This is a genomic window from Microcoleus sp. PH2017_24_DOB_U_A (genome assembly GCF_020738205.1).
In the GTDB taxonomy this organism is placed as follows: domain Bacteria; phylum Cyanobacteriota; class Cyanobacteriia; order Cyanobacteriales; family Microcoleaceae; genus Microcoleus.
Genome location: NZ_JAEQCT010000131.1, coordinates 1 through 20,912 on the forward strand (window position 1 = coordinate 1; position 20,912 = coordinate 20,912).

The following is a 20,912-nucleotide window of genomic DNA, read 5'->3' on the forward strand; positions in this document are numbered from 1 at the left end:
TAATCGATTAGGACGAGTACACCTCAAAATAAGTCGGCAACGTGAAGAACACGCTAAGAAACTGGCGCGTTGCGTAATCCAATCTAACGATTTGGTCGCCTATGAAGATTTGAGAATAAAGAATCTAGTAAAGAATCACTGTCTCGCTAAATCAATTAACGATGCTGGTTGGTATCAATTCAGAAAGTGGTTGGAGTATTTTGGCGTAAAGTTTGGCAGGGTAACTGTCGCAGTCAATCCTGCTTATACTTCGCAAAAATGTTCAAATTGCGGTGCAATCGTAAAAAAATCCCTATCCGTAAGAACCCACGCTTGTGAATGTGGGTTTGTTATGGATAGGGATTGGAACGCAGCGATTAATATTCTGAAATTAGCCTTGAGTACGGTAGGGCATACCGGAACTTGGGTCTTAAACCCGAACGCTTTGGGAGATTCGACCTCTACTTTGACGCTCAGAAATCCTGTCTGAGCAAGTTGAGTCTATGAACAAAGAATCCCCTCGCCTTTAGGCAGGGGAGTGTCAATATACCCAAGAAACCAAGAAAATCGCGCAGGTATTGGTTAGACGATTTTCACCAATGAATGCAACTGTAGGGAAACTCCAAACTCTTATGCAGTAAATCATTCCCAATTCTTTAATCCCCAATCGAAAATCGAAAATAGTATTAATTTCCCCAAACCTGCTGTTTGTGAGCTTCCTTGCAAATACCTAAAATGCGCCGATCGTTGTCGCTGACGGCCCAAATAGGGTAATACTGTTGCAGGTTTACGGAGTAGGGAGAGCGACTGCCGTCGTAAGTGTCCACTACTGTTAAATTTAACTGAGTTCGCTCCGCAGTGCCGTAAAAACAGTAAAAAGCAGACCGAGGCAGGTAAAAAGCGCCGACTACTTTACTCTGTCGCATTTCAAATACAAAATATTCTTTTTTAATTCGATCGGGCTGGCTCGACTGGCCGTAGAGGTATATACCCTCTGCTAAACCTGTGCTAGCGGTATCTGGCGCAGCATTTGGGAGGGATTGGGAGGTGAAAAGGCCGGATTTGATGTCCGATTGCTGTGCCTCGCCTAGGGGAAATTCGATGCTGAAGTTACCGGGCGAGAGAGCAAGGGCGATCGCCTCTAAAGTGCTTGTTAATACGATCGAATAAGTCAAAACCACTTCCTTGCCCCAAAGTTTCAAATAGCTGCTGCGCTGCCCTTCTTGTACCTGTTTCAAGCAGATCGTACAGAAACCGGGTATTTGGCCGGGCGCTGAATATTAACTTGAATTTTCGATCGCCCGCCCGGTTCCTAAATTCAAATCTCAGATTAGGAATAGAAATTAAATAACTTAAGCAAATTTGTGGGATGGGCGGGAGAGCCCGTGCAGAAAGGACGGGCTCTCCCGCCCATCCCACAACAATCATCGATCGACATCTTAAATATAGCGCTTTTCAAATCTCTCTTCTGTACTCGTCAGCCTACCAATTACCCATTATACCATTTTTCTAAAGATCAGATAGAGATAAAGGACGACAAGACGTTGTAATTCTCTCGTTTCCCTTGTTTGCAAAAGTCTGTCATAACTTTAAAAAAATGGTATTACTATCTGTACCTCACTCAGATCGTGTCCAGTGCATGACCATCACAAAAAGGGTTCGTAGTGCGGACTTCAGTCCGCATCTAAAAAGCGGACTGAAGTCCGCACTACGAACTTTACTTATTTTGGTCAATTGGCCAGAAAGCGGACTGAAGTCCGCACTACGAACTTTACTTATTTTGGTCAATTGGCCAAAAAGCGGACTGAAGTCCGCACTACGAACTTTACTTATTTTGGTCGATCGACCGGACATGATATCACTTCAAAATTGCTTGGGATAAAAGTATCCTTCCCGGAGGCGCCTGCACAAAAAAAGAGTTGAGATTTGGAGAAAATCTCAACTCTTTTAGTGACTAACTAGCCAAATATTCTCGGACTTGAGACTGACGCCGCCGCAGGTGGGCGAGGGCTTGATGTTCTAGCTGCCGCACCCGTTCGCGGCTGAGATTCAGCCGTTCTCCGACTTTCGCCAGAGACATTTCGGTGCCGTCTTCCAAACCAAAGCGCAGAACAATCACATCTCGTTGCTGGGGGGTCAGTTCTGATATCAAGGTATTGAGGTCTTGCCGCAGCAATTCCGAAGTAATGTAGTTGTCTGGAGATGCTGTTTCGTCTTCTAAGAGTTCTTGCAGTTCCGTATCTTGGTTATCTCCTACGCGCAAGTCCAAAGAAACTGGATGTCTTGCCATCAGCAGGTATTCCCTAATTTGGGAAGGTTGCAGTTCCAGGGCGGTGGCAATTTCCGCAGGCGAGGGAGAACGGCCCAACTGCTGGGTGAGTTCCCGCTGCACTTTTTTGATTTTGTTGAGTTTTTCGGTGATGTGAATTGGCAATCGAATGGTGCGGGCGTGTTGGGCGATCGCGCGAGTGATTGCTTGGCGAATCCACCAGTAGGCATAGGTAGAAAATTTGTATCCCCGCATCGGGTCAAATTTTTCGACTCCCCGTTCTAAACCGAGGGTGCCTTCTTGAATTAAATCCAAGAATTCCATATTGCGTTTCTGGTATTTTTTGGCGATCGCAACTACTAGGCGCAAATTCGCTTCAATCATCTTTTGCTTGGCGCGCCGCCCTAACTGCAAGATCCGGTTCAGTTCGGCTTCGGTCAACTCCATTTGGGCAGCCCACTCTTCATTCGTCAGATCTCGCTGCCATTCTTTAGCAAGCGCTTGTTTTGCTTCGATTAATTTCATCATTTGCTGTACCTGCTTCCCGAAAACAATCTCTTCTTCTCGGGTTAGCAGGGGTACTCGACCGATCTCGTGCAGATAGGTACGAACCGTATCCGTTGAGGAGTATGGCCGGCTGCCCATGCGATCGGCTTTCACTGTTTTGGTTTTGGGGGTGGTAGTGGACATGGGTGAGTATTGCACTCCTTGTAACAACAGATAAAAAGTTGGTGATACCCTGTCCCACTTTTACAAGTGGGATAAAGACTGCGACAGGGGGGATGTTACCCCTCCTGTTTATCGGTGACGATCGGTAGAAGCTTGTTGTTTTGGATTACTTTTGTGCTTGATTGTCCAGTAATCCCCGTCGATTTTCCGTAGCTTGCTAGCTTTAACGGCTAGTTCTAGGCGAAGTGAATTTGAGTTTACTTTTCTCAATATTATTCCAAATTTTGAGGCTCGTAAAGGGTAAAAACCTCTGTCTTAAGGTCAAGATTCTACATTTTTCCTTAAGGTTTTCAATTCCCTGCTAGTTTTAAGTGCAACTCAACTTCACAATACTCATGCAAACAGACTCAAGCAAACACGCTCATGCAAACAGACTCATGCAATTCGAGGGCTTTATTTTGCTCTCTATTCCATCATCGCTTGAATTTTTCTCGCTGCCTAGATGCTGCGATGCGAGATAACCGAACTCGATCGCCGTATTCGCTGCGACTTACCGTTTAAAATATTTCTTGACATTTTTATTTAAATATGCTAATCAACTTTTGCTGTCAGTGAGTAAAGATATATTAAGAGCGGGATGTTTGGCTATTTGAGTTAAATTTTGCCGATCGACTGAACAATATTTAACCTTATCCAATTTTTATGAAGTTAGGGATGAGGGGTGACGGGTGTGAGGGCAAAAGCCCTTGCTTCATTCAGTTGACAGTTGACAGTTGACAGTTGACAGTTGACAGTTGACCGCTTGACAGTTGGTTGTTATTAGAATTTTTGCATAAATCTTCGATCGCCGGGCCGCAGATGCAAGGCAGATAAACACGGATAAACGCAGATTATTTTCAGATTGGACAGCTTGGGAAAGCAATCTTGTCTCATCTAAAATCCCAAATCCATTTTAGCAGATTCTGCCTCAGCAAACACTTGTTCATCCGGCATTTCTTGCCAGTCAATATCCCCAATTTCTTTGTAGAATTGCTCATCGTAGGGACGAGTCTGGACAACTACCGGCATCGGTACGGCGTGCCCCAAAACTAAAGCTTGCTGTTTGGAGTCGAGTTTGGCTAAAACCGATCGCAAACTCTGGCCTCCAGAAACGCCCGTAAAGATAGCATCGATGTCTTTATCGTCGTTTAGCAAAGCCGTGATCCGCGTGCCGACTTGCGACATCACCTCGCCGTCGATACCGGAGGGACGCTGGTCTACAATCAGCAGAGTTACGAAGTATTTTCGCATTTCGCGGGCGATCGTACCGAAAATAGTCGATCGCACGATCGCCGGATCCAGAAAGCGGTGGGCTTCCTCAATGGTAATCACTAACGGTTGCGGGCGATCGCACGGATTTTTACTCATCAAAAACTTCTCAGCTTTCCGCACGTAAGCTCCGTGAATCCGGCGAGTAATCACATTTGCTGCTAACATATATGACAGCAAATCCGAGTGCGAACCAAACTCGATTACTACATTTTTCCCACTATCCAAACACTGCAAAACTTCAGTGACATAATTTTTGGGACAGCGTTTGCGAATGTATTTCAAATCATTTAAACGCTCTAATTTCCGCTGCAAAGCCATAATCGAAGATTTATTTCCCCGCTTTTCTTCGCAAAACATTTGAATATCTTCGTTGGTCATTTCCAGCAACTTATTGATCCAACCCTTACCCAACTCGTTTCGCAAAATGATCGCATTTTCGATACTAGCTTCCGACAAATTTAACTCCCGCTGGACTAGCGAGATATCTTCCACTTCAATTTCCTCGAAACTCAAAAACAACTCTTGAGCATCGCGGACTCCCCGGCGCTTTGTAGACTCTGGATCGAGAGTATAAATCTGTATTTTATCGGGAAACAACTGCCGCAAACCTTTAACAGTGCTAAATTGTTTTCCTTCGGAAACCGCTTCCCACCCGTACTCCGAGTGCATATCAAAAATTAGATTGACAGCAGCTTGCTTGCGAATAATGCCCGACAGCAGCAAGCGCGTCAAAAAAGATTTTCCTGTTCCAGACTTACCAAAAACTCCGTTGCTGCGTTCCACAAATCTGTCTAAGTCCAAGCACACAGCCACGTCCATGTCAATCGGTTTGCCGATCGCAAAATTGCGGCGATATGGATCATCTTCCCAGCCAAAAACCGCTCGAAAATCGGTTTCTTTGGCATCAAACACCTGGGAAAAGTGGCTGGGAATCGTTTTCACCGGCAGCAATTCCATATCGGCGCCACTTTGCGGCTCAAAAGAACCCAAATTTCCTAAAGCCAGCTTTTTATCGGGGACTCCGTTACCTGTGGGATTGAAGATGGCTTGAGATTTTTCTTTTTCCGCAGTCAGCATCAACATGGGCGCAAGCTCGATCGTACCGTAGGTGCTGCTACCTGCGAGGACTGCGAGGAGAAAATCGTCGTTGGGGTTGGGAGGATTGGATAAAATCCGACTGCTGGATGTTCCAAGAGACACATCGGTGAGCATACAGAAAAAGTGCGATCGTACCCCCCGCACTACTAAAAATTTCCCCACCCTCATATCTTCCACTGAAACGTCGGCGTGCAGTCGCACTTCTAATCCCTTGCTGAGGGAACCTTGAATAACAGAGCCTAACGGTTTGTCATTAATCATTAGTCAGTTGTCAGTTGTCAGTTGGCAGTTGTTAGTTATTAGTTGTTATTTGTTATTTGTTAGTTGTTATTTGTTATTTGGGGAGCATCTCATTTTTGAAAAAAGCATTTTTCATTATAGTGCGAGCGTCCCCGCTCGCGAGCAGTATAATCGCGAGCAGTATAATCGCGAGCAGTATAATCGCGAGCAGTATAATCGCGAGCAGTATAATCGCGAGCAGTATAATCGCGAGCACAGTATAATCGCGAGCAGTATAATCGCGAGCAGTATAATCGCGAGCAGTATAATCGCGAGCAGTATAATCGCGAGCAGTATAATCGCGAGCGGGGACGCTCGCACTATATGCAAAACTGAGATGCTCCCGTTAGTTGTTAGTTGTCAGCTTCCCCGCTCGCGGGTCGTTGGGTTGTTAGTTGGCAGTTGTTAGTTGTGATTCGTCAGTTGTGATTCGTTTTTGTTTATTTGTTATTTCGTAATTATTAGCAACTAGCAACGGCCAACTGCTAACTGTCAACTGTCAACTGCCAACTGCCAACTGCCAACTGTCAACTACCATTCCGATTCTAATGGTAGTTCAAAGAAACTCGGATTCAGATCTACATCAGTCAAATCCGTTTCGCTCAAATAAGCATCAGTCAAAGATACCCCTTTTAAACTTGCGCCTTTAAGATTTGCACCTTTAAGGTTAGCACCTCTGAGATTAACTCGGAATAAATGAGCATCGCTCAAGTCTACCTCAGTTAAATCGGCTCCCTCCAAATTTACTCTCATCAAATCTGCTTTTCTGAGGTCAGCTTCGTTTAACTTCGCGCCGCTGAGGTCGGCTTTTGTCAAGTCTACACCTCTCAAGTCGGCGCCGCTCAAGTTAGCGAACAGCAAAGTAGCTCCGGTGAAATCTGTTTCCCTCAAGTCGGCATCGCTCAAATTAGCGCCACTGAGGTCAGCCCTTGTTAAGTCTACACCCCGGAGGTCAGAAGAACTCAAGTTTACTTGGTGCAAAATTGCGCCGCTTAAATCAGCTCCTCTCAAGTCTGTTCCCTCCAAGTTTGCACCTTTGAGGTAAGCTTTTTTTAAGCTAGCTTTACTGAGGTCTACATTTTTGAGATTGACCGAACTCAAGTTAGAACCGCTCAAATTAGCTCCGCTTAAATCTGACCCATTTAAGTCGGCTCCGGTTAAGTTCACCCCTTGCAGCGATACATTGGGAGCAATTAAATAAGCTCCGCCCAGACGGGGGTCAATGCCTTCTGAAAACAATGTTTGGTTGCTGTAAACAGCTTTTTCTAAAATGACGCCGCTGAGACTGGCTTCCCTCAAGTCCGCTGCGCTGAGGTTGGCTCCTGCTAAGTTTGCCCGATCGAGCTTTGCTCCAAATAAAATAGCTTTATATAAGTTTGTCCGCCGCAAATCGGCCCCTTTTAAATCGGCTCCGGTCAAATCTACCATAGCCAGATTTAAGCCCGGGAGCGAGGCATTGGGAGCTAGCAAAATTGCTCCCAATGCAGCGGGGTCAATATCGTCGGGAAACATTGTCCGGTTGTTGTAGACTGTCTTGTCTAAAATAACGCCAGTCATCTGAGAGCCTCGCAAATCTGCTCCACTGAGATTGGCTCTGGTTAAGTTGGCTTGCTGGAGATTGGCTCCAACTAAATTGGCCTTGATCAAACTTGCTTGTTTGAGGTTGGCTCCCGTGAGTTCTGCTCCCACGAGAGTAGCTTCTCGGAGGACAGCACCGGTCAAATCGGTTCTGGTGAGGTTGGCTAAATTCAGAAATGACTCAGCTAAATCCGCCCCGCTAAGATTGGCGCGGGTGAGATCGGCTTCGATCAGATCTGCATACCTGAGAATTGCGTCGCTCAGGTTGGTTTCTCGGAGGTCTGTTCCCCTGAGGTTCGCTCCCCGGAGTTCCGCACCGCCGAGGTTGGTGCCTTTAAGCGGTTGTCCCCTGAGGTCGAGCCGGTGCAAAAAGTCACCAACGTTCATTTCCATATCGATTCGCCCTTTCTAGTCTTGACCTTAGCTTGACATTCCGAGGGCAGAATCGGGAATAGCGGAAAAACTATAGATTTTTTGAGGTTGAAGTTTCGCACAGGCGGACGCGACTTGTTCCAGGGGGAAGCTTTCGCGATCGAGCTGGACTTGCAGGGTTTTGAGCGGATCTGCGCCGGAGGAAACCATGAATTCTAATGTTTGCAAGTCGGGCTCTGTGCTGATAGATTCAAGAATTTGCCCGATCGCCCTGACGTAAGGATGGTTTGGATCTTTGTACCAATCGGGGGCTGCGAGTCCGGCCTGGTCGAAGCCGAGGTGAACGATGAGGGAGCTTTCTCCGAACAGGGCTATTCCCACCGGCCGCGCTTCTTCTTGCAGTAGTAAATCGCGACTTGCTACCAAATGCCGCAGTTTCTCAAGGTGTTCGTACCGATTTTGAATGGCCGAATCTTCCTCTTTTCCTTCTTCCTTCTTCCTTCTTCCTTCTTCCTTCGTTTCGTACTGAATCGCTACTGTGACTAAATAAGTTTGCAGCAGCATATGACCTAGTTTTTCGGCTTTGGTTGCCAGATAGATCGAGTTGTAATCTGTGGCTTCAATGAGTAAGGGGACGCGATCGACTACTTCAATGCCGTAACCTTTCAAACCGGCAATTTTTCGCGGGTTGTTGGTAATCAACCGAATTTTTTCCACTCCCAAATCGTTAAGCATTTGTGCTCCAACGCCGTAGTTCCGCAAGTCGGCGGGAAAGCCCAAGCGTTCGTTAGCTTCTACGGTATCGTATCCGATATCTTGCAGCGAGTAAGCTTTGAGTTTATTGACCAGTCCAATCCCCCGACCTTCTTGGCGCAAGTAAACTATGATGCCGCAACCGGCATTTTCGATCATTTTCAGTGCTGCTTGCAGTTGCATCCGACAGTCGCAGCGCAGGGATCCCAAAGCATCTCCGGTCAGACATTCGGAATGCACCCGCACCATCACGGGTTTGTCTTTAAATTCTGCCGGGTCGCCCTTGACAATGGCAACGTGTTCTGAATTGTCTTGAGTGTCGCGGTAGGCGTAGATCGTAAACTCGCCGAATTCAGTCGGCAATTTGGCGACTGTTTCGCGGCGGACAAATCGATCGTGCTTGAGGCGGTAGCTAATTAAGTCAGCAATGCTGATGATTTTGAGGTTGTGGGTTTTGGCGTATTCGATCAATTCGGGCAACCTCGCCATCGAACCGTCGGGGTTTTGAATTTCGCAGATGACGCCGCTGGGATAGAGGCCGGCGAGTCTGGCGAGGTCAACGGAGGCCTCGGTGTGACCGGCGCGTTTGAGGACGCCACCGTCGATCGCCCGCAGCGGGAAAATATGACCGGGACGGCGCAAATCTTGAGGTTTGGTATCTGGGTGGATGGCTACTTGGATGGTGCGGGCGCGGTCTTCGGCGGAGATGCCGGTGCTGACGCCGTTGACTGCATCGATGCTGACGGTGAAGGCGGTTTGGTTGTTGTCGGTGTTTTTGCTGACCATGAGAGGCAGTTCTAGGCGATCGAGTCGATCGCCAGTCAATGCCAGACAAATCAAACCCCGGGCCTGTACTGCCATGAAATTGATATTGTCGGGGGTGGCGAATTGGGCGGCACAAATCACGTCGCCTTCGTTTTCGCGGTTTTCGTCATCGACTACTACCAGCATCCGACCTGCTTTCAGGTCTGCCAGGGCGCTGTCAATTGAGTCAAATTGAAAGGATTGAGTTGAGGTGTTGTTGTAGGGCACTGAGGAGTTCAAGCTATAAACAGTATTGTTATGGAAATAGAATCTATTATTGATTGTAGCCTGTTGTTTCCGGCTGGGTGATTCTCCGAGTCAGATGAGTTTAACACCATTTTCGAGCTTGCATACTAGAAATAATCCTTTTTGTCAATCAAAAATTGCCAGAGTATTTCATGAGTTCGATCGAGATTCCGAGGCTTTTAGGGAAAGAGAAGGAAAATTATGTTGACTCTAAATCGGAATTTGTTCGATATTAATGCGATCGTCAAAGCGCGGTTGAGTTGTTGATTTAGCAATTGTGGCGATGACGAAAGCAGCGACAAGCGATCGGATTTGTAATCAGGAAGGGTTTTGGGGCGATCGAGAGTGCCCGAATGTAGCGCTATTCTTAAAACATGGATCTGTCTGAGGGAGGTTCAAGGATGAACCAATACTTTGTCTGAAGGCTAAAGCAATTGCGGAAGCTCAAGTGTAGTGGGACAATATTGATATCCGCCTCAATTGTCCCTCTCATGAATAACTGGCCGAAGTTCCTCCCCCTTCCTGCATCATGGGCAAAAGGTTTTGCATTAAGCAGTGGCTTTTGGCTAATTGTTTCGGTACTGCTGCCTGGATATTACTACTACTCCTACAGATTTAGCACAGCGTACTGGCGCAGCATCAGGAGTTATGACGAAGGCGCGATCGCCTTTGCTTGGTTGTGCCAAATCCCGTTATTTGCTTTCTACCATTGGGGATTAGCTAAATTTGCTGAGTGGGTGGAAAGTCGCAGCCAGAACCAACCGCCGACAGTAACAGTATCGCCTTGGCTGCACTGGAGGGAAGGGTTTATCGCATTTGCGACGCTGCCGGCTGCGATCGTCATGGGAATTCCGGCGATCGCCTTTTTGATGCTGCCGCTGAGGGACTCTTCGGGCTCAATTGTTGCTTTAATTATCGGAACTGCGATCGCATCGGCTTATTTGTATCACTTCCGCTTTGCAAGGCTGCTGAAAATTCTGGTCAAATTCCTCTGGATTTTCTATGCACAATTGCTTAAAATATTGCAACTTCTGTTAGTACCAACACTAACCGGTATGCCGTTTTTTGTGCTGACTTTTGTGACGGCGCCAATGGTGCCAAAACAACTGCTGCCACTGACGACCTTTCTATTAGTTATTTCTGTATTTCTCAGTGGCATAGTCGGATATGCAGCTTTGCAGTATTGGTCGGCGCATTTAGTTAATTGGGCCGCGAAGTGGTGGCCGGCCCACTCTCCTGGTTACAGTCGGGTTCAAGCTCGCACAGCTTGGAAACACAACAAAACAGCAGCTACTCAATCTTTGGTTCGGCATACAACCAGTTGGCATTTAGCGGCGAATGATACTACCTACCTAATTTATTTCAATTTGAGTGCGATCGTCTTTGGTGCGATCGGTTCTGTGCTGTTTGGAGAGCCGTCAACATGGTCAGAAACAGAAGAAGAGATGTTAGGATCTGCCGTGGCGCTAGTTTGGGTGGCGCAGTGGCATTTTTGGGGTTGGCGTCGCGAAGTAGAAATTGCTAGGGGTAAGCCCGAGGCCAAAAAGAGCTCGCGCGATCGTAATTTACCCGCCGCCGATCCAATTGAAGTCGAGCTCAACCAGCTTGTAGCCGAGTTCGGCGATGCTCGGATGAAGCCTGTCAGAAAACCTGCGTCAGCAACTAAAAAGCCTAAGTCACAGCAGGCTCAGTGGTACGTATTCCGCAGCGGTAAAGCCGAGGGGCCTTATACTAAGCGACAGTTGCGAGATGTGCAGCAAATTACCGATCGCACCAAAGTACGCCGCGGTGAAGCCGAGTGGCAGCGCGCTGGTGAAATTCCCGAATTAGCGCAGTTTCTGACTGAGAAATAAATAATTGACTGCATTGCCCGCATTTTCCCCAATAAAAAGCCCTCAACTTTGTGAGGGCTTTGCGATGCCAAGACGGAGATTTGAACTCCGGACACGTGGATTTTCAGTCCACTGCTCTACCAACTGAGCTATCTCGGCTTGTTTTTTTACGCTTAACTACCTTAGCAGACACATACGGAATTTAGCAAGCACTTTTTCAAAATAATTTTTAGAGCGCCCGGAACCGCCCACCTGTAAGCTAAAAACTGCAAGCTAAAATCCAAAAATCGCAATGGCACAGGAACATCGGGACAGCCGGGGCAAGAGTATGCTGATCTTAGGCATAATTTGGCTGCTGGGGGCAATTAGCGATCGCCTCTGGTTTGCCTGCGATCGATCTGTACCCGCCTGGGATCAAGCAGAATACCTCACTAGCACGCTGAATTACTTACAGGCGTTGCAGCATCCTCAATGGTTTTCCGGCGACTGGTGGACAAGTTTCTGGCTGCTTTCGACGAAGATTCCGCCCTTGGTGTACATCTTAACGGTGCCGTTTCTGCATATTTTTGGTACTGGGGGCGATCGGGCAACCCTCGTTCATTTATTATTTAGTGCTATTCTGCTCGCCTCAGTCTACAATTTGGGCACCAAATTATTTAATCGACAAGTTGGTTTATGGGCTGCTGCTATTTGCGTTTTGTTACCGGGACTTTATCGCTTCCGCTTGCAATTTTTGCTAGATTTCCCCCTAACTGCTGCGATTACTTTTTGTTTCTATTGTCTGACAATGTGGAAGAAACAAGAAAATGCGGCAGCGGATTTTGCCGTATATATAACGGAGAGAAAAAATCAGGAAAATCGTAAAATATTTTACCTGAATCGATTATCTTTCTTCTGGGCGATCGCCTTTGGAATTTCTCTAGGGTTATCAATATTAGTTAAACACACTACAGTATTATTTTTGTTTACACCGATTCTGTGGTTAGCAGTTGGTGCAGTGCGACAAAAAGCATGGGGAAGATTAGCTCAATTAGCTGGTGCATTGTTGCTGTCTGCTGCCGTGTTTGGCCCGTGGGCAAAAACCAATTGGCTGTTAATTTTGACCGGGGGAAAACGGGCAACGTTCGATTCTGCGATCGCCGAAGGAGATCCGGGCCTGAATACGATCGGTGCTTGGATTTACTATATTCAGCACTTACCAGAACACGTTTCCTGGCCTCTGTTACTGATTCCCTTAGTCGGATTTATACTCTATTATTGGCGAAATCGAGCCGATAGTCAGTCAATCTTGTACCTTGACTCCTGTCGGTGGCTGGGGGTATTTTGGATAGGAGCTTATTTAATTAATTCCCTAAATATCAACAAAGATGACCGATATGTGATACCTTATTTACCAATATTAGCAATATTTTTAGCCTACTGTTTAACCCTGTGGCCGCAGCGTTGGGGAAAGCAAATTCGTTGGGGAACAATTGGCTTAGGAATCCTAGCGATGCTGTTCCATATCTGGCCGCTGGGCGGTGGTTTGGGAAACAACTCCGTTCAAGTTGTCAGTCCCGGCAATTCTAGCTATCCTTATTTAGGTAAACAGTGGCCGCACCAAGAAGTAATTGCCGAAATTATTGATACCGAACCTTATTTGCAATCGACTTTGGGCGTGTTGCCTTCCACACCGGAAATTAACCAGCACAATTTGAATTATTACGGTGCTTTGGCGAATTTTCAGGTTTACGGGCGACAGGTGGGAACGAATTTAAAAGAAGTGCCACAAGATGTGCGATCGCTTTCTTGGTTTGTTACCAAAACTGGCCCGCAAGGTTCGATTCGGGAACGGATTAAAAAAGCTCAAAATGCAGCGGTGGCGGCGATTGAAACTGGTGGTAAGTTTAACTTGCAAAAAAGTTGGGTTTTGCCTGACAATACTAATTTGAATCTTTACCGCAAGCAGTTGCACGCGGTGGAAATACAGCCGTTGCCTGAAGCGCGATCGCAAGTACAATTAGAGCAGGTGACTGTTTTGGCAAAACCGGTTCCCGGTATAGCGTTGCCGGTGACTTATACTTGGTCTGGGCCTTGGCAGCAGTTGCAGTCTGGTTTAGTCTTGTTAACGTGGCAAAATCAGCAGTCGGGCGATGTTGCACCGGGACAGACTGTGAGGATTTTACACGATCGCGCGATCGGCCAGGCAACTTTGCATCCGGGAATGCTGGAAGCCGATAAATTTGCTGTGGGGTTTCGAGTAGTCGATCGCACGGCGATGCTAACTCCTGCTAATATTGCACCGGGAAGTTACAATCTGCAAGCGACTTATCTCAATCGCAAAACCGGGGAAACTTATCCAATCAATGTGCCGCAGGTAACGCTTAAAATCGACGCTCAGCCCGAGGTTATTGCTTCCCAGACTCGCACGGATAACGAAAACGATAAAAAATTGAAAATCGCCGAGCAAGTCCCAGCAAATGAAGATACGCCCGAGTTAGATTTGGTAACTCAATTGCGGGCGATGGCGGTTAATTTACCCAAAGGATTGCCCGGTTTAGAACCAGTATTCGAGCAGATTGGACGGATCAATCAGTACGATCCAACTCAAGATTATACCGCACAAGCGGAACAAGCGTTAGCATATCGGCTGAAGCAGGAACCGAACAATCTAGAATTCGCCTATGCTTTGGCATTTTCTAGAGTATTGCAGCAAAATGTCGAAAGTGCGATCGCGGCTTTAGAAAAAGTCACCCAACTAGACTCTCAAAACCCCTATGCTTACGCTTATCTCGCCTTCGTCCAGATTTACGGCTGGCACCCAAAAGCCGCTGAAACAGCCTTAAAACCCGCACTCGCCCTCAACCCCAACCTACCGGAAATTAGAATTTTAAACGGTTTAGCCGCTTTAATGCAAGGCAATGTCATTCAAGCGTGGCAAGATTTGCAATTCTTGAAAAAATTGAAGATTTAAGCTGTTGCGGCATTTAAACTGTATGTCAATAAATAATCCAAGTCTTGTGGGATGGGCTTCTAGCCCGTCCCGAATATGCAATGTTTATTTGCGCGACAGCTTAGCAATCAAAACTAATACTCAATACCAGCTTGAGCCTTAATACCTTGTTCTCGAAATGGATGCTTAACCAAAGTCATTTCCGTCACCAAATCGGCGCGTTCAATTAATTCGGGTGGCGCGCCTCTGCCGGTGAGAATTACATGAGAGTCTTTGGGTTTTTGTTCTAAGGCTGCGAGCACTTGTTCGACTTGCAAATAACCCAACTTTAATGCTATATTGACTTCATCTAGCAAGACCAACCTAAACTCAGGATTGCAGATAAAGGTTACAGCTTTATCCCAGGCTTTTTGAGCTGTAGCAATATCTCGATCGCGATCCTGCGTATCCCAAGTAAAGCCTTCACCCATCGCATGAAATTCTAGCTGATTTTCCCAGAGTTCAAAAACAGCTTTCTCTGCCGGTTCCCAAGCTCCTTTGATAAATTGTACTATGGCGACGCGGTAGCCGTGACCGAGCGATCGCAAAACCATGCCTAAAGCAGCCGTAGTTTTGCCTTTACCGTTACCCGTATTCACAATTATCAAACCTTTATCTTCAGCAGCATTAGCAATTCGCTGCGCCTGAACTTCTTGTCGGCGCTGCATTTTTTGTTTGTGTTGTTCGGCTGTTAAGCCCGTCGTTGTAGTTGTTTCTGTATTGGTTTCCATGATATTTCTTTTCTTTTAACCGCAGATGAACGCAAATCAACGCTGATAAATGGAGAATGTCTAGTTATAGCGGTTCTCACAAAGATTAGGTACGTTGTTGGGCTTCAGCCCTCTTGATTTAATAAGCACGTCGTTGTAGTTGTTTCTGTATTGGTTTCCATGATATTTCTTTTCTTTTAACCGCAGATGAACCCAAATCAACGCCGATCAGTACAGAATGTCTATTTACATCCATACTGCTTGCCAGTTTAGCACGAAACCGGGCAAAATGTGTTCTCCAGAAAGTTCTGCGGGACATTCGATAATTTCTTTTTCTTGTCCTTCGCGGTAGATTTCAACTCTGCGCGTTTTACGGTTGATTAACCAGCCTAATTTTACTTGGTTTTCCATGTATTCTTGCATTTTGTCTTGAGCATCTTTTAGACTGTCTGTCGGCGACATTAACTCTAAAACAAAATCTGGGGCAATCGGAGGAAATTTTTGTTTTTCTTCGGGAGTGAGTGCATCCCATCTTTCTTGTTTAATCCAAGAAACATCGGGGGAACGATTGGCACCGCTGGGGAGTTTGAAGCAAGTTGAAGAATCGAAACAAACTCCTAGTTTAGTTCGTCTGTTCCAAATTCCAAAATCAATAGATATTTCAAAATTGTAATTTCCAGTTTCTCCTCCTGTGGGTGACATAACGGTTATTTCTCCTTGGGCGTTGCGTTCAAATTTGACCTCGGGGTTTTGGCGACACAGTTGATAAAATTGGTCGTCGTTGATTTGGGCGATCGCATTAAAGTTGATAGTAACTGCTAGCATGATATTTTAGAGGCTGCACTTGGACTATTGTAACCGCAGATAAAGGCCGAGCGATGCAGGTTGTGTAAATCGCAAACCGGAGAATGCTATTTTTGAAGCCGGAAGATTTTGCGAAATACTTGTGTTGGCATTATATCACAAAGTTATAATGACGCGTTCATCTTGTTATGAAAACTTTTTTCCAGGAAAGATTTGCAGACATACCAATAATAAAATGCAATGTTGATTTCGCTCAATAACTTAGGAACCCCTTCTAATAAACTAGCTAAGATCTTGCCTTCTAACTTCAGCGCGTCCATGCCGATCGCAAAAAACAACAATCCCAACCCAGCCAACAATATTTTGTAGGGAGTAGACTGTAGTTCTCGCCGAAAAAACCATCCGTAGGAGAACACAAATATAGCGTACAACAAACTAACTCCTAACTTAGGAATTCCCAAGGCGCTAATATATAGATGAATCCTGTAAATTTCATTGAGCAGAAATGCGCCTGTCAACAAAGCAGAGAACAGAATAAATCGAGTTTCCGTAGGGCGCAGTTGCATAGTTTTAGCCAATCCATAGCTAAAGCTACAAACAATAACTGGCACAGCACATAAGATTTGAAAGGTTCGAGTTAATAAAGCCACATTGGGATTGGGGGAGAAAAAAGGGTGAAAGAATAAATCGCTGACTTGCAAGCCTGAAAGTTGAGTCAGGACAACCAGAAATCCCACCACAAATAGAGATAAACAATTGAGTCGAAAAGCTGAGCGAAAAATAGTCATAAGCTAAGGACGACAAAAAACGGTTTACCGCAGAGGAATCAAAAAATACATTTCCACTATAGCTGCTGATTTGCTAAACTAAGAAGAGTCTTGTTAAACTGGGTGACACTGATGCTGTCCGTAAAAGAAGCAGAATCTATCGTTCTAAATTTGGCGCAATCCCTCGACAGTCAGCGGGATGTAGAAATTGTAGACTTGTTGGCAGCATCGGGGCGCATTTTGGCTGCACCCGTCACCGGTTCCCTCGATTTTCCTTATTGGGACAATTCGGCAATGGATGGCTATGCGGTGCGGTTTGCTGATGTGGAAAATTGCAGCGCCGAAAAACCTGCGGTACTCGAAGTAGTCGAGGAGATTCCAGCCGGATATCAGCCTCAAACTACCGTGCAATCGGGCCAAGCAGCCCGAATTTTTACGGGCGCGATGATGCCAGATGGTGCTGATACGGTGGTAATGCAGGAAGAAACGAGGCGTGAGGGCGATCGCATTTTTATCTTAGTTTCTCCTGAAAAGCCACAAGCATTTGTCAGGCACAAAGGCACTTTTTATCAAGCAGGAACAAATTTACTAACTCCGGGTACAGTTATCAACGCCCCAGAAATGGCAGTATTAGCAACTGCACAGTGCATTCAAGTTCCAGTTTATCGGCGTTTGCGGGTGGCTATTTTTTCTACGGGTGACGAATTGGTATCGCCAGACAAAACTTTGACTTACGGTAAACTGGTAGATTCAAATCAGTATGCTTTGACAGTGTTGTTGACTCAAATGGGATTTGAACCGATTCGATTGGGGATTATTCCTGATAGTAAAGATGCGCTAAAGGAGGCAATCGCTCAGGCTATTTCGACAGCAGATGTGGTGCTTTCTACGGGTGGCGTTTCGGTAGGAGATTACGATTATATCGAGCAAATATTGGCGGAGTTGCAAGGCAAAGTTCACATTAGTTCTGTGGCGATTAAGCCCGGTAAACCTTTGACTGTCGCTGCATTTAAACGAGATGAAGAAAAATCAGATTTGCCGATTGCGAGTTCGGATTGTCTCTATTTTGGTTTGCCGGGAAATCCAGTTTCGGCTTTAGTATGCTGTTGGCGGTTTGTTGTGCCTGCTTTGCGAAAGATGTCTGGGCTGGGCGCGGATGCTTGGGGCCCGGAGTTTGTGCGGGCTCGATGTGATGTTGAATTGCGATCACCAGGCAAGCGCGAAACTTATGTTTGGGGTAAACTACATTTAGTTGCCGGATTCTGGGAATTTGAACCTGCAAGCGGCAGACAAAATTCAGCAAATTTAATTAACCTCGCAAATACGACTGGTTTAGCAGTTTTGCCCGCATCGGAAACCTGGATTTTGCCTGGTGAATTTGTAGAAGTTTTAAAAGTTAGTTGACAGTTGACAGTTGACAGTTGTCAGTTGACAGTTGGCAGTTGGGGAGCATCTCATTACTATAATAAATGCAAAACAGAGATGCTCCCGTCAGTAGTCAGTAGTCAGTTGGCAGTTGGCAGTTATTAGTTATTTGTTATTGTTGAGAACCTACCAATTCCCAATTCCCAATTCCCAATTCCCAATTCCCCCTTCCCAATTCCCAATTCCCAATTCCCAATTCCCAATTCCCAATTCCCCATTCCCAATTAACAATGAAAATTCTAATTGTTGAAGACGATCCGATGATGCAACTGGGATTAGAGCAAGTTTTAGCCGATTCCCCAGAAATAGAAATAGTAGGACAAGCAGAAGATGGATATTTAGGCGTAGCCGCCGCACTGAAGCTGAAACCAGATATTATTGTAATGGATATCGGTTTGCCGCGACTGGACGGCATAGCAGCGACGCAGCAAATTAAAGCACAACTGCCGGAAGTTAGAGTGGTAATGTTAACTTCTCATACCGCTGAAACTGAAATTATTGCTGCCCTTTCAAGCGGTGCTGATGCTTATTGTATTAAAGGTGCTTCCGTAGACAGGCTGTTAGCAGCGATTGCAGCGGCAGCAGAGGGGGCTACTTACCTCGATCCTCAAATTGCTCGGACTGTCATCGATCACCTCAAACCGCCTACACCAGCCTCTACAACTACTTTTGGCCAATTGTCACAGCGGGAATTAGAGGTGTTAAAGTTAATGGTGGAAGGTAACAGCAATCCGGAGATAGCGGCTGCACTTTATTTGAGTCCAAATACTATTAAAACTCATGTTCGCGGTATTATGAATAAGTTGGCTGTGGACGATCGCGTGCAAGCAGCCGTTGTCGCACTGAGAAGTGGGTTGGTTTGACACTCCCCGACCTTAAGGTGCGGGGATTCTTGGCTCAACGAGACCACTTAACCTAGATACCTTGCAGTGTCTAGCAAGCGAGGTGGGACTCTCCCCAAGCGACTTCGGGTATGCCCTACCCTAGTTGGATTGCTCCAAGTTCTTTTTTAATTTGAAACGATATGTCTCAAAAAAACTGTTCGTCTAGCTCCTCTGAATCTTTTACCTACTGCGAGGTGGAGTCTAGAAAAATGCAGTAGAACCGCATAGATTCAATTTTCTCTTGTTCAGTGTGCCTCTCGGCGACTGGGTTTTTTAAGTGGTTGATTACCCTATCCACTATAATTAGTGTACCACATCTGTACACAAAATGGCAAAGAAAGAATTGTACATCAGAGTATCAGAGGCCCAGATGGATATGCTTGAGGAATACGCCAAACAGAATAGTCGAACCAAGTCCGATATTGTTGGCGAACTTATCAGAACACTCTCGAAAAGTCGTCCTAGAAGGACGAGGCTTTAAACCCAATTTTTCGGTAAAGAGGGAAGAAGGGAGAGGGGGAGAGGGGGAGATGGGGAGAAAGGGAGAGCTGACAGGTGTAGGTTTTCCCCTGGCAAAACCCAGCAAATTTAGACAGTGCAAAGGTTTTGGGCTTTTGCATCTTAAAATCTCAAACTCTTATGGGATAAGGCTTTTACCAAAAAACCTACACCCGTCAGAAGGGGGAGAGAGGGAGAGGGGGAGAATTACCCAATTAGCAATTACCAATTAGCAATTACCAATTACCAATTAGCAATTACCAATTACCAATTACCAATTACCAATTACCAATTACCAATTACCAATTACCAATTACCAATTACCAATTACCAATTACCAATTACCAATTACCACTAATGACTAATGACTAATGACTAATGATTAGCAATTTGAGTAATAGAATTTATGTCTGAGTGGATAGAAATCGGTACAATTGTAGCAGCTCAAGGTTTATACGGGGAAGTGCGAGTCTATCCCGATTCGGATTTCCCGGAAAGGTTTATTGAACCGGGGAGGCGGTGGCTTTTGCGCCCTAAGAAAAGTGAACCGGAACCGATCGAGTTTTTGGGCGGTCGCTACATTCCAGGCAAAGGGTTGTATGCTGTAGAGGTGGAGGGTGTAGAAGACCGCGATGGCGCTGAAGCGCTGCGGGGCTGTAAGTTGTTAATCGAAAAGGGCGATCGACCTTACCTCGAAGCTGGTGAGTTTTACGTCCAAGATTTGCTTGGTATGGAAGTTTTTAACCAGTTAACCGGGGAAATCCTAGGTAAGGTAAGCGATATTATCCCCGCAGGTAACGACCTTTTAGAGGTAGAAACTAATCTCACAGCGCCGGAAGTTGTCCCCCCAGGAGTAGCTAAGCCAAAACGCCCGGAAACTCCCACAGCAAATGCTGACCCCAGAAATACCCGCAAACCACGGAAAATCCGGGTTAAAGAACCTAAATCAACGAAAGTTTTGATTCCTTTTGTGCAAGAGATTGTGCCAATTGTTGACTTGGAGAAAGGCAGAATTGAAATTGTGCCTCCTGCTGGTTTATTGGAAGACATCTAGGCAAGACGGCGGTTTCAACCGCCCATTTTTCTAGACAAGAAAGGAAAGGATTTTTCAAGCAAAGCCGGATTGGGTATTAGTTATTGATGACAATTCCCAATTCCGAATTACTAATGACTGATGACTAATGACCAATATTAATCATTTGCTTTATTGGCAAACCGCACTATCAGGTAACTGATGGAAAGCGCAAAAATGGCTGCTGCTAAACCAATCAAGTCGGCTGCTGTTTTTTTTTCTAGGTCAAGAATGATTATTTTTCGAGATACTGCTATCAAAGAAGTTACAATAACTAGCTCTACTTGAATTACGTGCTTTTTCAGATAAGCTGTAATATTTTCCAAGATTTCCAGGGCAATTAAAACATTTAAAAACAACCCGAATATGACAAACAACGTATCTTTTAATAAAAAACTCTCGTGGTCGTTAAACAATTCTTTTGCTAAATAAATCAGCAAATCGCAAACGCTGATTATAATTACCAAAATCATCGCCAGCGATAAAATTTTGGATATTATGACTTCTACATTTTCTGTAAAATGCAGAAATTGTTCATCACTGCCAAACTTAGAAATTTGCCTAAATAGTTTTTTCAGCATACCGATGATT

Annotated in this window: 16 protein-coding genes and 1 tRNA gene; 7 read left to right on the top strand and 10 right to left on the bottom strand. The window is 45.6% G+C overall.

The genetic code is table 11. From position 1 onward, the window contains the following. On the top strand, positions 1–469 hold a 469-nt coding region (locus JGK07_RS29390; protein ID WP_293184270.1), incomplete at its 5' end, for a transposase. A 196-nt stretch (positions 470–665) separates the two neighbouring features. On the opposite strand, the gene JGK07_RS29395 is transcribed toward JGK07_RS29390, so the two are convergent. From JGK07_RS29395 to ribBA, 5 genes are all read right to left on the bottom strand, one after another. Beyond that, positions 666–1,217 carry a hypothetical protein gene (locus tag JGK07_RS29395; protein ID WP_293184268.1) on the bottom strand — a complete coding sequence of 184 codons (552 nt, stop codon included), beginning with the start codon at positions 1,215–1,217 and terminating at the stop codon, positions 666–668. A 716-nt stretch (positions 1,218–1,933) separates the two neighbouring features. After that, on the bottom strand, positions 1,934–2,938 hold the full coding sequence (locus JGK07_RS29400; protein WP_293184266.1) for an RNA polymerase sigma factor, RpoD/SigA family: 1,005 nt from the start codon (positions 2,936–2,938) through the stop codon (positions 1,934–1,936). A 912-nt stretch (positions 2,939–3,850) separates the two neighbouring features. After that, positions 3,851–5,587: an ATP-binding protein gene (locus JGK07_RS29405; RefSeq protein WP_293184264.1), complete on the bottom strand. Its 1,737-nt coding sequence runs from the start codon at positions 5,585–5,587 to the stop codon at positions 3,851–3,853. Positions 5,588–6,136: 549 nt separating this feature from the next. Beyond that, a complete protein-coding gene (locus JGK07_RS29410; protein WP_293197319.1) occupies positions 6,137–7,576 on the bottom strand; it encodes a pentapeptide repeat-containing protein in 1,440 nt (479 codons plus the stop codon). 27 nt (positions 7,577–7,603) lie between these two features. Beyond that, positions 7,604–9,340, bottom strand: coding sequence for a bifunctional 3,4-dihydroxy-2-butanone-4-phosphate synthase/GTP cyclohydrolase II (gene ribBA, locus JGK07_RS29415; RefSeq protein WP_293192536.1), 1,737 nt, complete (start codon positions 9,338–9,340; stop codon positions 7,604–7,606). A 509-nt stretch (positions 9,341–9,849) separates the two neighbouring features. Here ribBA and JGK07_RS29420 point away from each other — a divergent pair. After that, a complete protein-coding gene (locus JGK07_RS29420) occupies positions 9,850–11,211 on the top strand; it encodes a DUF4339 domain-containing protein (protein WP_293184256.1) in 1,362 nt (453 codons plus the stop codon). Positions 11,212–11,276: 65 nt separating this feature from the next. On the opposite strand, the gene JGK07_RS29425 is transcribed toward JGK07_RS29420, so the two are convergent. After that, positions 11,277–11,349, bottom strand: a tRNA-Phe gene (locus JGK07_RS29425). A 133-nt stretch (positions 11,350–11,482) separates the two neighbouring features. On the opposite strand from JGK07_RS29425, the gene JGK07_RS29430 reads away from it, so the two are divergent. Continuing rightward, complete coding sequence (locus JGK07_RS29430) at positions 11,483–14,143, top strand: glycosyltransferase family 39 protein (protein ID WP_293197324.1); 2,661 nt, start codon at positions 11,483–11,485, stop codon at positions 14,141–14,143. Between the two features lie 113 nt (positions 14,144–14,256). Here JGK07_RS29430 and cobO read toward each other — a convergent pair whose 3' ends face one another. The 3 genes from cobO to JGK07_RS29445 form a co-directional block, all read right to left on the bottom strand. Beyond that, on the bottom strand, positions 14,257–14,892 hold the full coding sequence (gene cobO / locus JGK07_RS29435) for a cob(I)yrinic acid a,c-diamide adenosyltransferase (RefSeq protein ID WP_293148198.1): 636 nt from the start codon (positions 14,890–14,892) through the stop codon (positions 14,257–14,259). A gap of 225 nt (positions 14,893–15,117) precedes the next feature. Continuing rightward, a complete protein-coding gene (locus JGK07_RS29440; protein ID WP_293197326.1) occupies positions 15,118–15,696 on the bottom strand; it encodes a Uma2 family endonuclease in 579 nt (192 codons plus the stop codon). Between the two features lie 143 nt (positions 15,697–15,839). After that, the gene (locus tag JGK07_RS29445) at positions 15,840–16,463 is read right to left on the bottom strand and encodes a hypothetical protein (RefSeq protein WP_293197328.1); all 624 of its coding nucleotides are present in this window, start codon (positions 16,461–16,463) and stop codon (positions 15,840–15,842) included. A gap of 111 nt (positions 16,464–16,574) precedes the next feature. Between JGK07_RS29445 and glp the strand changes: the two genes are divergently transcribed. The 4 genes from glp to rimM all read left to right on the top strand — a co-directional run bounded on the left by glp (position 16,575) and on the right by rimM (position 20,303). Further along, positions 16,575–17,846: a gephyrin-like molybdotransferase Glp gene (gene glp, locus JGK07_RS29450; RefSeq protein WP_293243334.1), complete on the top strand. Its 1,272-nt coding sequence runs from the start codon at positions 16,575–16,577 to the stop codon at positions 17,844–17,846. Positions 17,847–18,097: 251 nt separating this feature from the next. Then, positions 18,098–18,730, top strand: coding sequence for a response regulator transcription factor (locus JGK07_RS29455; protein WP_293148190.1), 633 nt, complete (start codon positions 18,098–18,100; stop codon positions 18,728–18,730). Between the two features lie 782 nt (positions 18,731–19,512). After that, positions 19,513–19,614 carry a hypothetical protein gene (locus JGK07_RS33325; RefSeq protein ID WP_366934347.1) on the top strand — a complete coding sequence of 34 codons (102 nt, stop codon included), beginning with the start codon at positions 19,513–19,515 and terminating at the stop codon, positions 19,612–19,614. A 41-nt stretch (positions 19,615–19,655) separates the two neighbouring features. Continuing rightward, a complete protein-coding gene (gene rimM, locus JGK07_RS29460) occupies positions 19,656–20,303 on the top strand; it encodes a ribosome maturation factor RimM (protein ID WP_293213891.1) in 648 nt (215 codons plus the stop codon). A gap of 137 nt (positions 20,304–20,440) precedes the next feature. Here rimM and JGK07_RS29465 read toward each other — a convergent pair whose 3' ends face one another. Beyond that, on the bottom strand, positions 20,441–20,902 hold the full coding sequence (locus JGK07_RS29465) for a phosphate-starvation-inducible PsiE family protein (RefSeq protein ID WP_293184235.1): 462 nt from the start codon (positions 20,900–20,902) through the stop codon (positions 20,441–20,443). Positions 20,903–20,912: the final 10 nt, after the last annotated feature.

Excerpts from the sequence above, each read along its gene's own strand:
- JGK07_RS29430 (WP_293197324.1), top strand. The coding sequence starts at position 11,483 with ATGGCACAGGAACATCGGGACAGCCGGGGCAAGAGTATGCTGATCTTA.
- cobO (WP_293148198.1), bottom strand. The coding sequence starts at position 14,892 with ATGGAAACCAATACAGAAACAACTACAACGACGGGCTTAACAGCCGAA.
- JGK07_RS29420 (WP_293184256.1), top strand. The coding sequence starts at position 9,850 with ATGAATAACTGGCCGAAGTTCCTCCCCCTTCCTGCATCATGGGCAAAA.
- JGK07_RS29455 (WP_293148190.1), top strand. The coding sequence starts at position 18,098 with ATGAAAATTCTAATTGTTGAAGACGATCCGATGATGCAACTGGGATTA.
- rimM (WP_293213891.1), top strand. The coding sequence starts at position 19,656 with ATGTCTGAGTGGATAGAAATCGGTACAATTGTAGCAGCTCAAGGTTTA.
- JGK07_RS29410 (WP_293197319.1), bottom strand. The coding sequence starts at position 7,576 with ATGGAAATGAACGTTGGTGACTTTTTGCACCGGCTCGACCTCAGGGGA.
- JGK07_RS29445 (WP_293197328.1), bottom strand. The coding sequence starts at position 16,463 with ATGACTATTTTTCGCTCAGCTTTTCGACTCAATTGTTTATCTCTATTT.
- JGK07_RS29440 (WP_293197326.1), bottom strand. The coding sequence starts at position 15,696 with ATGCTAGCAGTTACTATCAACTTTAATGCGATCGCCCAAATCAACGAC.
- JGK07_RS29405 (WP_293184264.1), bottom strand. The coding sequence starts at position 5,587 with ATGATTAATGACAAACCGTTAGGCTCTGTTATTCAAGGTTCCCTCAGC.
- glp (WP_293243334.1), top strand. The coding sequence starts at position 16,575 with ATGCTGTCCGTAAAAGAAGCAGAATCTATCGTTCTAAATTTGGCGCAA.
- JGK07_RS29400 (WP_293184266.1), bottom strand. The coding sequence starts at position 2,938 with ATGTCCACTACCACCCCCAAAACCAAAACAGTGAAAGCCGATCGCATG.
- JGK07_RS29465 (WP_293184235.1), bottom strand. The coding sequence starts at position 20,902 with ATGCTGAAAAAACTATTTAGGCAAATTTCTAAGTTTGGCAGTGATGAA.